This is a genomic window from Cellulomonas sp. URHE0023, assembly GCF_000688475.1.
Taxonomy (GTDB): Bacteria; Actinomycetota; Actinomycetes; order Actinomycetales; family Cellulomonadaceae; genus Cellulomonas.
Genome location: NZ_JIAN01000005.1, coordinates 1,426,150 through 1,439,205, shown reverse-complemented (window position 1 = coordinate 1,439,205; position 13,056 = coordinate 1,426,150). Strand labels below are relative to the sequence as shown.

General features: G+C 70.9%; 11 protein-coding genes. 7 read left to right on the top strand and 4 right to left on the bottom strand.

Translation table 11 applies throughout. The annotated features are described in order from the left end of the window. Window positions 1–15: 15 nt before the first annotated feature. Window positions 16–423, bottom strand: a complete 408-nt coding sequence (gene tsaA, locus N553_RS0107430; protein ID WP_028046001.1) for a tRNA (N6-threonylcarbamoyladenosine(37)-N6)-methyltransferase TrmO — start codon at window positions 421–423, stop codon at window positions 16–18. 99 nt (window positions 424–522) lie between these two features. Beyond that, the gene (locus tag N553_RS0107425; RefSeq protein ID WP_034620811.1) at window positions 523–1,239 is read right to left on the bottom strand and encodes a DNA alkylation repair protein; all 717 of its coding nucleotides are present in this window, start codon (window positions 1,237–1,239) and stop codon (window positions 523–525) included. Window positions 1,240–1,404: 165 nt separating this feature from the next. On the opposite strand from N553_RS0107425, the gene N553_RS0107420 reads away from it, so the two are divergent. The 3 genes from N553_RS0107420 (at window position 1,405) to N553_RS21610 (ending at window position 6,034) form a co-directional block, all read left to right on the top strand. Further along, window positions 1,405–3,657, top strand: a complete 2,253-nt coding sequence (locus N553_RS0107420; protein WP_028045999.1) for a glycoside hydrolase domain-containing protein — start codon at window positions 1,405–1,407, stop codon at window positions 3,655–3,657. Then, the gene (locus N553_RS0107415; RefSeq protein ID WP_028045998.1) at window positions 3,654–4,943 is read left to right on the top strand and encodes a glycosyltransferase; all 1,290 of its coding nucleotides are present in this window, start codon (window positions 3,654–3,656) and stop codon (window positions 4,941–4,943) included. The genes N553_RS0107420 and N553_RS0107415 overlap by 4 nt, the downstream gene beginning before the upstream one ends. 71 nt (window positions 4,944–5,014) lie before the next feature. Further along, window positions 5,015–6,034 carry an LLM class flavin-dependent oxidoreductase gene (locus tag N553_RS21610; protein ID WP_197029941.1) on the top strand — a complete coding sequence of 340 codons (1,020 nt, stop codon included), beginning with the start codon at window positions 5,015–5,017 and terminating at the stop codon, window positions 6,032–6,034. 40 nt (window positions 6,035–6,074) lie between these two features. Here N553_RS21610 and N553_RS0107405 read toward each other — a convergent pair whose 3' ends face one another. Continuing rightward, window positions 6,075–6,881, bottom strand: a complete 807-nt coding sequence (locus N553_RS0107405; protein WP_231505185.1) for a hypothetical protein — start codon at window positions 6,879–6,881, stop codon at window positions 6,075–6,077. A 180-nt stretch (window positions 6,882–7,061) separates the two neighbouring features. Here N553_RS0107405 and N553_RS21605 point away from each other — a divergent pair, with 180 nt between their 5' ends. The 3 genes from N553_RS21605 to N553_RS0107390 are packed head-to-tail and all read left to right on the top strand — an operon-like array spanning window position 7,062 to window position 10,216. Beyond that, the gene (locus N553_RS21605) at window positions 7,062–7,694 is read left to right on the top strand and encodes a DUF4956 domain-containing protein (protein ID WP_051639891.1); all 633 of its coding nucleotides are present in this window, start codon (window positions 7,062–7,064) and stop codon (window positions 7,692–7,694) included. After that, on the top strand, window positions 7,691–8,431 hold the full coding sequence (locus N553_RS0107395; RefSeq protein ID WP_028045996.1) for a polyphosphate polymerase domain-containing protein: 741 nt from the start codon (window positions 7,691–7,693) through the stop codon (window positions 8,429–8,431). Before N553_RS21605 ends, N553_RS0107395 begins: the two co-directional genes overlap by 4 nt. Before the next feature lie 9 nt (window positions 8,432–8,440). Beyond that, complete coding sequence (locus tag N553_RS0107390) at window positions 8,441–10,216, top strand: carbohydrate-binding domain-containing protein (protein ID WP_028045995.1); 1,776 nt, start codon at window positions 8,441–8,443, stop codon at window positions 10,214–10,216. 4 nt (window positions 10,217–10,220) lie between these two features. Here the strand turns inward: N553_RS0107390 and N553_RS0107385 are convergent, their stop codons facing one another. After that, window positions 10,221–11,507, bottom strand: coding sequence for an alpha/beta fold hydrolase (locus N553_RS0107385; protein WP_028045994.1), 1,287 nt, complete (start codon window positions 11,505–11,507; stop codon window positions 10,221–10,223). A gap of 161 nt (window positions 11,508–11,668) precedes the next feature. Here N553_RS0107385 and N553_RS0107380 point away from each other — a divergent pair, with 161 nt between their 5' ends. Continuing rightward, window positions 11,669–13,036, top strand: coding sequence for an MFS transporter (locus N553_RS0107380; RefSeq protein WP_081844478.1), 1,368 nt, complete (start codon window positions 11,669–11,671; stop codon window positions 13,034–13,036). The last annotated feature ends 20 nt before the right edge of the window (window positions 13,037–13,056 follow it).

Below are 13,056 nucleotides of genomic sequence, written 5' to 3'. Positions count from 1 at the left end.
CCGCGTCAGTCGCCGTCAGCGCTCGTCCAGCGCCCCGAGCACCGGCTTGATGTCGAGCACCGGCGTCCCGTCGAGTGCCTCCAGGTCGCTGACCAGCAGTCGTGTCCCGTCGACCTCCAGCACCGTCACCCTGTGCAGTCCGATCGGGTTCGGCCGGTCCGGCGACCGCGTGCTGAACACCCCGAGGGGCGCGCGAGTGACGTCGCCCCGTGGGTGCACGACGAGCACGTCCCGCGCTGCTCGGTCCAGCCAGGTGAGCAGCAGGAGGGCCTCACCGACGGCGACATCCGCCACCGCATCGGCGTACTCGTTCGCGACGACGACCCACGCAGCGGGCGCACCCTCGTCACCCTGCCGTGGCGCCGACGCCCGCTCGACCAGCGGCGACTCGACGCGGCCAACCGCAGAGACCTCGAAGCCCATCCACTCACGATGACAGTGCGTCTGTGCTTCCGACCACTGCAGACCGACGCGAACCCGTCCGCGTCCGCGTGCGCCTGCAGCGACGTCTCGTCGAGCTGATCAGTTCGGCCCATGCGACAGGTAGCGAGCTCGTTCGTCCTTCGGGAGCCGCTCGACCGCCGCGCGAAGCATGACGCGGGGCATCCTCGCCGCATGCTCGTCGAGGAACGACGTCAGCCCCTCGCCCCCAGCGGTCCGCAGCGCCCAGCCCACGCCCTTGTGGACGGTGTCCGCGTCGTCGTCCAGGAGCAGCGCGGCGATCGCGAACGTGTCCGCCGTGTCAGCGCCGTCGGCCGCGGCACGCAGGTAGTACATCGTCGCGACGATGGCCGTGCGCCGCTCGTACGGGTCGGCGGAAGCGGCCAGCTCGTACAGGGGAGCGCGGTCACGCGTCTCGAGGTACCGGCCGACGACGTGCAGCGCGGCTCGGTCGACGAGGTCCCAGGTGTTGATGCGGTCGTGCCGGCGCAGGTAGAGGTCATAGAGGGCACGACGGTCGTCGTCGGTGGTCCGGGGCCGTCGCGCCCGCGCGTCCAGGATGCTCACGGCGCACACGCGCGCCTCGTGGACGTCGCTGTCGAGCAGGACCTCCACCTCGTCGAGAGGGAGTTCGGCTGTCTTGGCCAGCGTGAACACGTCGCCCATCCGTACGCCGATGAAGACGTCGTCCCCGCGCTCATCGAGGGGGAAGTACCGCTCGTACGCGGCGAGCTGCTCGTCTGTCCGTAGCGCGTCAAGGCGAGCGAGCACCTCGCGCGCGGTCGTCGGCACCGTCATCCGCCGACCCTATCGACGCGCTCCAGGGACGCTTGAGCGCCCAGGATGGGCATGTCGTGTCGTCACGAAACCCGCCCGAAATGCACCAGACGTACCGTCCGAAGAACGAGGCACCATCGCACCGGCCGCCGAGAGGCGGCTGCACGAGTGACGGGAGCGGTTGCGATGTTCGAGCGAGTCGATCCGTTCATCGGCACGGAGGCCACGAGCCTGCCCGAGCAGCACGGCCTCGCGACGACGTGGTGGTGGCCCAAGCCGCAGGTCGGCAACACGCATCCGGGCGCCACCTACCCGCTCGGCATGGTCAGTGCGTGCGCGTACTCGGGCGGCTACCCCACGGGGTACGGCCGCTACGACCTGGGCACGGAGGGCCTGCCGAACCCGATCCACGAGACCGTCCGAGCCAGCGGCTTCACGCACTTCCAGCAGTCCGGCACGGGCGCGATCCGCAAGTACTACAACTACTTCCGCGTGACCCCGATGCTGCAGCCCCTCGACGACCTGGGCCAGCTGTGGGACGTCGTCGACGAGGTGGCGGAGCCTGGCTACTACTCGGCGACGCTCGACAGCGGCATCCGCGCCGAGATCACGGTGGGGCCCAAGTCGGCCGTCCACCGGTACACGTTCCCGGCGCACCGCGACGCGAGGCTGGTCATCGACTTCTCGCTGGGCGGACTCGCGATCCCCTACGGCCGCACGGTCCCCCTGCGGGCCCATCTGCACTCGATCGGGCCCGGGGTCGCGCAAGGCCAGATCGTCGTCGAGGGTGCGCCGCTCGCGGTGCACGTGGAGTGCGACGACCCGCGCTGGCGCCAGATGCTCTGGTACGACCGGCGGCTCATGCCCGGCGGCACCCGTCTGGACTTCGACCACATCCGCCCGACGACGCTGCGCCCGTTCGGGCTCATGTGGGCCGGTCCGTCGGAGCCCGGGCAGGTGGTCGAGCTGCGGTTCGGGTTCTCGCTGCGCGGGGTGGACCAGGCCCGCGCCAACCTGGAGAACGAGTGCGGTCCGGGTCCGTCGAGCTTTGCGGCGAGGCGGGTCGAGACTGCCGAGGTCTGGCGCTCGACCCTGGGCAAGATCCGCATCGACACCCCGTCAACCGACAAGCAGACCGTGTTCTCGACCGCCCTCTACCACTCCCTCATCAAGCCGTGCCTGGCGCCTGGGGAGAGCCCGTACTGGCCGACCGACGGCCCCTTCGCGTTCGACATCGCGACCATGTGGGACATCTACCGGACACAGCTGCCGCTGCTCGCGATGCTCCTGCCGGACAAGGCCATGGAGCTCGCGCAGGCACTCCTGTCGATCGCCGAGGAGGAGGGCAACTTCCCCATCGGGTACCGGATGGCGCGCGGTGCCGACCGGTTCAGCCGGCAGGCCTCCGCACTCGCGCACACGTTCCTGTCCGACCTCTGCCAGCTCGGGATCCCGGGGATGGACTGGGACGGGGCGCTCGTCCACATGCACAACGACCTGCGCCGGACCTACGGCGAGGACTTCTTGTTCAACGGCGTCGCGCACCCGATCAGCCACACGCTCGACATCGCGTTCGGCTACTGGTGCACCTCGCAGGTCGCGGCGCACGTGGGCGACCAGGCTCTCGTCGAGCAGTTCGCACCGCTCGCCGCGCAGTGGGTCAACGCCTACGACACCTCGACCGGGCTCCTGCAGGACTCGACGTTCTACGAGGGTGGGCGCTGGAACTACTCGTTCCGGCTCCTCCACGACATGGCCGCGCGGATCAAGCTCTCGGGCGGCGACGACGCGTTCGTCGAGCAGCTCGACCAGTTCTTCGGCTACGGAGCCCCGGCGGTCGTCCAACCTGGGCGGCGGCCGGGTGTCGAGGAGATGGCCTCCGGCTACGCGCTCAACCGGTTCGAAGGTCTGAACAACGAGCCCGACATGGAGGCCCCCTGGGCGTACCAGTACGCCGGCCGGCCCGACCGCACCGCCGAGGTCGTGCAGGCGATCGTGCAGAACCAGTTCGCCGTGGGCCGCGGCGGTCTGCCCGGGAACGACGACTCCGGCGGGCTGTCCTCCTGGTACGTGTGGGCATCGCTCGGACTGTTCCCGGTCGCCGGCCAGAACCTCTGCCTGGTCAACGCCCCGGCCTGGCGTGAGGCGAGCATCGAGGTGGGCGACCGGACCCTGAACATCGAGACCCAAGGGTTCACCGAACCGACACCCGGCGGCCCCACCCAGTACGTACAGTCCGTTCACCTCGACGGCGAGCGGCTGGAGCGCACCTGGCTCACCGGCGCCGAGCTGCACCGCGGCGGACGTCTGCTCATCGCTCTCGGGCCGACACCGTCCGACTGGGGCACCACGGTCCGACCGCCGTCCGTCAGCACGACCCTGCCGTCCTACCCGACCACCGGCCCCACCACCCTGTCGACGCTGAGGAGCCCCCGATGACCACACCACGGCGCAGGCTCGTCATCGTGGTTCGCGCCGACCCGGTGATCTGCGGGCACTCGGGCGAGGCCCGTAACCTCGCGGAGGCTGCGCTGGACCGCGGTTTCGATGACGTCCGCATCATCACGTGGACCATCGAGCGCCTCCAGGCCACCGGTCTGCCGCTCAAGCCGCTCGACGGGGTCCTGCCCTACAGCCCCGGCATCACCGTCGAGCGGCCCGAGCCCGTCGGCGACTACAAGGTGCCGGACGGGCGCTGGCTCGCCGGCATCACCGGGCGCCTCGTCGAGCTCTTCACCGACGGTGTACCGACGGTGGCCATGTCGTTGTACTTGTCGCCGCACTCGCTCGCGATCGCCGACGCGGTGCGCGTCGCACGGAGCACGGGCCTGCCGGTGAACGTGGTGTCCGTGGCGGAGGCGGTCGGTTCCGACGTCACCAACGTCGTCCGAGCCTGCGTCGAGAACGACCAGTTCGGCGCGGCCGCTCACGTCCTGTCGAGCTACCTCGAGCACGACGTGTGCCTCGCAGTCTCCGACTACACGCGCCACCTGATCACCAGCGAGGCCGCCGCGATCGACGCCAAGCACGGGACGACGTTCGCCGCCCAGTGCCGCGAGCGCGTCACCGTCTCCTACCCGGCCGTCGACGTCGGCTCCTACCTGAACCTCCCGCCCTCCACGGTGCTGGAGTCGCGAGGGCTCACACGCGACGGGTACGTCCTGTTCCTGTCCCGGCTCGCGCACGCCAAGGGGGTCGACGACCTCATCGCGGGCTTCGCGTCGAGTGCGCGCGCCGCGTCCTTGAGGCTCGTGATCGCTGGGAACGGACCCGACGCAGCCCGCCTGCGCTCGTTGGCGGCGGCCTCGCCGGCTGCGGACCGGATCACGTTCCTCGACGACGTCGACGACGCCGAGAAGTCGCACCTCATGGCCGGTTCCGCCGCCTACGTGCTGCCCAGCAAGCCGCGGCCCGAGTTCGTCGAGACGTTCGGGATCGCACTCGTCGAGAAGATGCTCGCCGGCGGCGGACCCGTCATCACGACCGACACCGGGGGCATCGGCGAGGCTGTCGGGGACTGCGCGGTGATCGTCCCCGTCGAGTCGCCGTCCGCGATCGCCGACGCCCTCGACCGCGTGCTGTCGATGTCCGCCGACGAGCGCGCGTCATGGGAGCACCGCGCCCGCGCCCACGCCCTCCAGTTCGACCGAGTCGCGGTGCTGGACGGCATCCTGGCCCGCGTCTCCGAGGTGCGGACGCCCTGGATCCCGACCCCGGTGGGCTGACGGCCGCGCACACGCTGAGACAGCATCGGACCGAGGTGATCTCCAGGGCGCACTGGCCGTACCCTGCGCGCGTGAGCCCCCGACTCGAGCTGAGCTTCCTGACGTTCGTCCCCTACGACGACCCGGCCGACGCCGCGCAGTCCCTGAAGGACGCGATCGACCTGTTCCGGTTCGCAGAGGATCTGGGCTACGACACCGGCTGGGTGCGCGTGCGGCACCTGGAGCCGTTCCTCTCCTCGCCGTTCCCACTGTTCGCAGCGATCGCGCAGGCGACGGACCGCATCCGGTTCGGGACGGCCGTGCTGCCCATGCGGTACGCGGACCCGATCACGGTCGCGGAGGACGCAGCGACCGTCGACCTGCTGTCCGGCGGGCGGCTGGAGCTCGGCGTCGCGGGTGGGATCAAGCCTGCGGCGGAGATCCTGGACGGTGTCTACGGGACCACCGAGCGCTCGTTCGACGACGAGTCCCAGCACCGGATCGCACGCCTTCGTGCCGCGATCGCGGGGGAACCCGTGGCCGTCGCGCCGGACACTGGGTTCCCAATCGCACCGCCCGGGACGGCACTCGTCGTGCGGCCGCACAGCCCGGGTCTTGGCGACCGCGTCTGGTACGGACCGGGCTCGCGGGCGACCGCGGTGCGCACCGCCGAGCAGGGGATGGACCTGCTGGTGTCGACGCTGAACAGCGAGGACGACGGGCGGTCGTTCGAGGAGACGCAGCGCGACCAGATCCTTGCGTACAAGGCCGCGTTCGACGTGCCCGGCCGGACGCCGCGTGCGGTGGCGGGCCGCATCGTGCTGCCGAGCGTCACGCCGCAGGACGACGACCTGTTCGCCGGGTACATCGCCTGGTACGCGGGACGGTTCGACGCGACCGGTCGCCCGCCGAACGGGTTCGGCGTGTTCAGCCCCACCCATCACGGCACCCCGGACCAGGTGGTCGCGAGCCTGTCCCGGGACGTAGCGCTGGCAGAGGCCACGGGCCTCGACATCGTCCTGCCGGCGAACGCGACGCACGCGATGAGCCGCCGGATCCTGGAGAACGTCGCGACGAGCGTCGCACCGGCGCTGGGCTGGTCCCCGGCCTGAGGAGCTGACTGCGCCCCTCAGGCCAGGTGAAGGTCCACGGTCAGAGCGACGGACCCGTCGTCGTGATCTGGTCGGCTGCGGGCGCCTCGACCGTGACCGCGCCGCCCCAGTTGGAGAACAGCATCTCGGTCGTGGTGCCCATGAGGTCCATCGACATCTTGCGGGGCAGCTTGTCGGTGCCCACCCAGTACGTGTAGGTGATCTGGTCCGGTACATCGACACCCTGGGCCTCGGCCTCGGCCAGCTGAGCACCGGACGGGCCGGTCACCTTCGTGGTGTCGACCACCACCTCGTACCCCTGCGCGGAGACCCCGTCGATCTGCTCGGGGTCGCCGACGGGCGTCACGCTCACGATCGCGGGCTGCAACGCGGCGACGCTCTCGGCGACGCTGGTCTGCTCGGTCGCCCCCGACATCGACGCGGCTAGCGGGTTGGTGTCGTTGGGGTCGACCTGCCAGAACAGGCCACCGGTGGCCGGTCCGAGGTTGACGTAGACGACGCCGTCCACGAGGCGGATCTCGATCGGGGCGTCGAGCCCCGGCACGGTCTCGGTGATCTGCGCGTCAGCGCCGTTGACCACGCCGGACATCTCGAGCGCCTGACCCTCGGCGCCGATGCTGGTGGTCAGCGTGTACGACTTGGCGGCGGACGCCTGCTCGCCGAGCTCGGCGAAGTTGTCGGCCGAGAGCACGAACGCCGCCTGCTCGACGGGTGCGGGCTCGACGGACTGCTGAGCAGCGGACTGGTCCGCTGTCGACGACGGCGACGGCGACGACTCCCCACCGCACGCTGCGAGAGAGCCCGCGAGCGTCAGTGCGACCGGGACGACGAGAAGACGACGAGACATGCGCATGTGAGCCCCCAGGAGTGTGGTGCAGGAAACGACTGACGTACTTTCCCACGAGCCGCCCACCGCCCGGAGAGATTCCCGGTGTGAGGCTGCACGCCCGCGGCTCAGCCTGCCCACAGGGACCACACAGCACGAGTCGCCTGAATGGAGCCCTCACCAACCACGGGAAGGCTCCCCATGTCTCAGTACGCGCTGCTTGCGCTCGATCTCCTCGCCATCGGCGTCCTCGCGTTCGGGGTCTACCTCCCGCGGCACGGGCGCCGCGACCTCGTCGTCGCCTACCTCGGCGTGAACATCGGGGTGGTTGCGGTCTCCGCGGCACTGGCCAACAGCACGGTCGGTGCGGGGGTCGGGCTGGGCCTCTTCGGCGTCCTGTCGATCATCCGTCTACGGTCCACCGAGCTGAGCCAGCACGAGGTCGCGTACTACTTCTCGGCGCTCGCGATCGGGCTCCTGGGCGGACTCGGCGCCACGTCGGTCGTGCTGTCCTCCGCTCTGATGGCCCTGGTCGTCGGCGTGATGGCGGTCGTCGACCACCCGCGGATGCTGCGGCGCTACCGCCAGCAGACGATGGTGCTCGACTCGGCGATCACCGACGAGGTCGCACTCGTCGACCACCTCGACCGGCTGCTCGGGGCGCGGGTGCACACCGTGATCACGCAGCGGGTCGACCTGGTCAACGACACGACGGTGGTGGACGTCCGCTACGAGCTGACCGACCGCGCCCCGAACGTCCCGGGCGCCGGCTGGACGGGACGCGACGACCGGGTCGCCGACAACGCGATCCTCACCCGCCCGGCCGGCCGATGACCGCCGCGCTGGACCACCTGAGCCCGATCGACCTCGGCGAGCTGACGGAGCGGGCTTCGCTGCAGACGCGGTTCGACCGCAAGTACGTGATCCCGGAGGCCGCGCTCGACGCGCTCCTGCGCGGCATGGAGAGCGGCGCCCGCGTCCTGCAGATCGGCGACGAGCGCGACTTCGCGTACGAGTCCGTCTACTTCGACACCGAGGACCTGGCCAGCTACCTCGGGGCCGCCCGGCGCCGACGGCGACGGTTCAAGGTCCGCACCCGCACCTACGTCGACTCGGACCTGTGCTGGGTCGAGGTCAAGACCCGTGGCCCGCGCGGCTGCACCGTCAAGACCCGTCTGCCGTACGACCCGTCGGACCGTTCGATCCTGACCGACGAGGGTCTGCGGTTCGCCGACGAGGTTCTCGACGGCTCGCCCGACGGTCTGACCCCGGCGCTGACCAGCACGTACCGACGCACGACGCTCTACCTGCCGACCACCGGCAGCCGGACGACGATCGACACCGGCCTGGTGTGGACGTCAGCACGTTCGGGCCTGTCGCGGGCGGTCGAGGGCGTGGTCGTCGTCGAGACCAAGACCGGCTCGACCCCCTCCTCCACGGATCGCCTCCTGTGGCGGCACGGCCACCGACCCGTACGGATCTCCAAGTACGGCACCGGCATGGCTGCCCTCGACCCCGACCTCCCCTCGACCCCGTGGCGCCGTGTCCTCGACCGGCACGTCACCCGCTAGGAGCCTCCCATGCGACACCCCACGTTCCTCGTCTCCGCCGCTGCCGTGGCGGCCGTGCTGGCCGGTTGCTCATCCGCGGCCGACGCCGCTGCTGACCCGTCGACGGGCGACGGCAGCACCTCCGTCGCCGTCGCGGGCCAGAGCGTCACCGAGGCGATGGCCGCCAACACGGCTCCCGCCAAGACGCCCACCTCCACCGGTGACGAGGTCGAGATCGACCTCGGCAACCCGGCGAGCGGCGACGGTTACTCGGCGGACGGCAGCACGATCACCATCACCGCGGCCGGGACGTACCGGATCTCCGGGACGCTGCCGGACGGGAGCGTCGTGGTGAACACGGCCGACGAGGGCATCGTGACGCTGGTTCTCGACGACGCCTCCCTCATCTCCTCGACCACGTCACCGCTGCAGGTGCTCGACGCCCAGCAGGTCGTGGTGCAGCTCACCGGGGACAACCACCTGTCCGACGCCACCGACTACGCGGACACCGACGGGGCCAGCGCAGCGCTGTTCAGCACCGCCGACCTGTGGATCACCGGCGACGGCTCCCTGAGCGTCGACGGCAACATGAACGACGGCATCGCCAGCAAGGACGGTCTGGTCGTCGTCAGCGGCACGATCACGGTAGATGCGGTCGACGACGGCATCCGCGGCAAGGACGACCTGGTCGTCGAAGGAGGGACGCTCCGGGTCACGGCGGGTGGCGACGGGCTCACGTCCGACAACGTCGACGACGCGGCCCTCGGCTACGTCTCGGTCGGCGGCGGCGACGTAACGATCTCGGCAGGCGACGACGGCATCTCGGCCGCGACGGACGTGATCGTGGCCGACGGCACGCTGTCCGTCACCACGGGCGACGCCGCATCCGAGGACGCCAAGGGGCTGAGCGCCGAGGTGTCCGTGGTGATCGGCGGCGGCACGAGCTGGGTCGACACCGCGGACGACGCCATCCACTCGACGGGCGCGGTGTCCGTCAGCGGGGGCACGCTGACGTTGGCATCGGACGACGACGGCATCCACGCGGACGCGACCCTCGACATCTCCGACGGCACGGTCGACATCACGCAGGCCTACGAGGGTCTCGAGTCCGCGCTGATCACGGTCTCCGGCGGCTCGGTCAGCATGGTCACCCAGGACGACGGCGTGAACGCCTCGGACGGTGGCGGTGGTGAGCAGCAGCCTGGCGCCGCCGCCTCGGCCGACGCGTCGGTCGGCCTCACGATCACCGGCGGCACGCTCGTCGTGGACTCCGGCGGCGACGGCCTCGACGCCAACGGCTTCCTCACCATGACCGGCGGGACGGCCGTCGTGAACGGACCGACCAATGACGGGAACGGCGCTCTCGACGTGGACAGCACCTTCGACGTCTCGGGCGGGACGATCCTCGCTGCGGGCGCCTCCGGTATGGCGATGACCCCCGCAGACACGTCTGCGCAGTCGTTCGTGGCGTTCACCTTCGAGTCGGCCCAGCCCGCCGGGACCGTGGTCCACGTCCTCGACGCTGACGGCAGCGCGCTCGCCGCGTTCGAGTCCACCAAGGAGTTCAGCTCGGTGGTCTACTCCTCTGCATCGCTGGAGTCCGGCCAGACGTACTCCGCCGCGACGGGCGGCTCGGTCAGCGGTGAGACCGTCGGCGGTCTCGCCCCGGCGGGGTCGTCGGACGGGTCGACGGTCGTGACGACCGGCGTCGCCGGCGAGGCGGTCTCCGGCATGGGGGGCGGCCCGGGTGGTGGTATGCGGGGCGGCCCGCCGCCGGCGGGCGACGGCGGTGGCCAGCGCCCCTGACGCGTCAGCGGCCGGTCACGCCGGCCTTGCCCGTGGCCAGGTCGACGAGCTTCGGCAGGATCTCGTCGCCTGCCACGCGCAGCCCGTCGTGCAGGTACTCGTTGGTGATCCAGACCTGTGAGCTGCCGATCTCGGTGGCGAGCGCGAGGTCCAGGTCGACGTACGGGTCGTCGTAGTACTGGACCGCTGCGACAGGCACCTCGTTGGACGCCAACCGGTTCAGGTCGTAGAGCAGGGGCCACTCCGTCCGCTCGAGGAGCGCGTCGACCGCGCCCCGGAACGGCCGCAGCGCGCGTATCTCGTCGAACATCCACGGCAGGATCACCTCCCCTGTGAGCTGGAGCGGCCTCGCGTCGGCGGCGAACGCAGGCCGGTTCGCCTGCTCCTGCGCGGCCGCCCAGCCGCCCGGGACGGACCCCTGGTGGTAGATCGCCTCGTGCAGTGCCGCGTACAAGGGGTCGGCGTCGAACGCGGTCTGGTGGCCGACGACGGACAGGAACCCCGCCGACAGCGACCCGTCGCGGTCGAGTGCCGTGTCGAGCTGCCAGTGCAGCTGGTCGAGCCCGGTGCTCATGCCGAACGGCATGCCGAGCATCTGCAGTCGCCCGACCGTGAACGGGTCGCCGTCGGGCAGCACGACGTCGCCGTCCGCCAGCACGTCCGCGATCGACCCGAGCGTCTCGACGTCGTCCGGGAACCGCCGTGCGAACTCCCGGTTGCGCGCGACCTGCCGACGGTAGGTGGCCGCGTAGACCTGGGCGGCTGTGGCCGTCGCGGGCGGCAGACCACCGGTGACCAGGCACATCGTCAGCGCCTCGGGGTGCTTCGACAGGTAGGTCAGCGTGAGGAAGCCGCCGTACGACTGGCCCAGGGTCGCCCACCTGCGGCCACCGAAGACCGTGGCGCGCACGTGCTCGGAGTCCGCCACGATGGCGTCGCCCCGGAAGCACGCGAGGTACTCGGCGGCCGTGGCGGCGTCACCGAGACGCTCGATCGCGTGCCCGTCGACGCGCGAGGAACGACCTGTGCCGCGCTGGTCGAGCAGCACCACCCGGAACCTCTCGAGGAGGCCTGCGGTCCATCCGCCGGCGAGCGGCCGCGGGCCCGCGTGTCCGGGTCCGCCCTGCAGGAACACGAGCAGCGGGAGGTCCTCAGACGCCTTGGTCGGGTCCACGAGCTCGCGCGCGAACACCTCGATCGACCCGAACCGCTCCGGCGCCGACCAGTCGACCGGCACCTCCACCCGGTGGTCACGCACGAGGAAGCCGGTCATCGGGTACTCCGTCGCCATGCGGACCAGACTAGGAGGACGTCCACCAGCCGGTCGGCCGGAATGCGTCGCCGCGCGTGGTGTTGAGGTGGACCGACGACGAGGAGAGCGCCCTGACCAGCACCGCCACCGCCTCCGGGGTCGGGTTCCGCTCCGACCGCGGCCCGATCCTCATCGCGATCATGGTCACCACCGGCCTGGTCGCGATCGACGCGACCATTCTCGCGACGGCTGTGCCGACGATCGTGGGCGAGCTCGGCGGGTTCAGCAGCTTCCCGTGGCTGTTCTCGATCTACCTGCTCACCCAGGCCGTGAGCGTCCCCATCTACTCCAAGCTCGCCGACACGGTGGGGCGCAAACCCGTCGTGCTGCTCGGCATCGCGCTGTTCCTCGCGGGCTCCGTCCTCTGCGGGTTCGCGTGGAGCATGCCGGCGCTCATCGCGTTCCGGGCCGTCCAGGGTCTGGGCGCGGGCGCCGTGCAGCCCATGGCGATCACGATCGCCGGTGACATCTACACGGTCGCCGAGCGCGCAAAGGTGCAGGGGTACATCGCGAGCGTCTGGGCGGTCTCGTCGGTCGTCGGGCCGACCCTCGGTGGCGTGTTCTCGTCGTTGGGCATCTGGCGGTGGATCTTCTTCGTCAACGTCCCCGTGTGCGCCGCGGCCGCGTGGCTGCTGATCCGGCACCTGCACGAGACGGTCGAGCACAAGCCGCACCGCATCGACTGGACCGGCGGCGCGCTGCTCACCGTGTCGATGAGCCTGCTGATCCTCGGTCTGCTGGAGGGTGGCAACGCGTGGGCGTGGTCCTCACCGCAGAGCATCGGCGCGTTCGTCGTCGGGACCGTGCTGTTCCTGGCGTTCGTCCGTGTGGAGAAGACGGCCGCGGAACCCGTCCTTCCCCTGTGGGTGTTCACCCGACGGCTGCTGCTGGCCGCCTCGCTCATCGCCGTCGCGGTGGGCGTGATCCTGATCGGCCTCACCTCCTACGTGCCGTCGTTCCTGGAGGCGCTGCTGCACGTGTCACCCCTGACCTCAGGTCTGGCACTAGCCGCCCTGACCATCGGCTGGCCGATCAGCGCCTCCCAGTCCGGACGGCTGTACCTGCGGTTCGGGTTCCGCGCGACCGCCCTCGTCGGGTCGTGCATCGCGGTCCTCGGCGTCGCGGCGCTCGTCTGGGTGTCCACCGACCCGACCGTCATCGGCGTCGGCCTGTCGTGCTTCGTCGTCGGAGCGGGTCTGGGCCTGACCTCGTCGCCCACCCTGATCGCGGCGCAGTCCAGCGTCGGGTGGGGTGACCGGGCGGTGGTGACCGGTGCCAACCTGTTCTCCCGGTCGATGGGCAGCGCCGTCGGCGTCGCGGTCCTCGGCGCCGTGGTCAACGCCAAGATGAACGGGCAGAACCCTCAGCAGGCGCCGGAGCAGTTCGGCTCGGCGGTGACCCTGGCGTTCGTCGTGGTCCTCGGCGTCGCGGTCGCGATGGTCGTCGCGTCGGCCGCCATGCCTCGCACCACCACCGAGCACGTCCCGTCCGACGAGCCAGCCGAGTAGGGCTCGTCGGCCTGGGGAAT

Coding starts and splice junctions, on each gene's coding strand:
- tsaA (WP_028046001.1), bottom strand. CDS start 423: ATGGGCTTCGAGGTCTCTGCGGTTGGCCGCGTCGAGTCGCCGCTGGTC.
- N553_RS0107425 (WP_034620811.1), bottom strand. CDS start 1,239: ATGACGGTGCCGACGACCGCGCGCGAGGTGCTCGCTCGCCTTGACGCG.
- N553_RS0107420 (WP_028045999.1), top strand. CDS start 1,405: ATGTTCGAGCGAGTCGATCCGTTCATCGGCACGGAGGCCACGAGCCTG.
- N553_RS0107415 (WP_028045998.1), top strand. CDS start 3,654: ATGACCACACCACGGCGCAGGCTCGTCATCGTGGTTCGCGCCGACCCG.
- N553_RS0107405 (WP_231505185.1), bottom strand. CDS start 6,881: ATGTCTCGTCGTCTTCTCGTCGTCCCGGTCGCACTGACGCTCGCGGGC.
- N553_RS21605 (WP_051639891.1), top strand. CDS start 7,062: ATGTCTCAGTACGCGCTGCTTGCGCTCGATCTCCTCGCCATCGGCGTC.
- N553_RS0107395 (WP_028045996.1), top strand. CDS start 7,691: ATGACCGCCGCGCTGGACCACCTGAGCCCGATCGACCTCGGCGAGCTG.
- N553_RS0107390 (WP_028045995.1), top strand. CDS start 8,441: ATGCGACACCCCACGTTCCTCGTCTCCGCCGCTGCCGTGGCGGCCGTG.
- N553_RS0107385 (WP_028045994.1), bottom strand. CDS start 11,507: ATGGCGACGGAGTACCCGATGACCGGCTTCCTCGTGCGTGACCACCGG.
- N553_RS0107380 (WP_081844478.1), top strand. CDS start 11,669: ATGGTCACCACCGGCCTGGTCGCGATCGACGCGACCATTCTCGCGACG.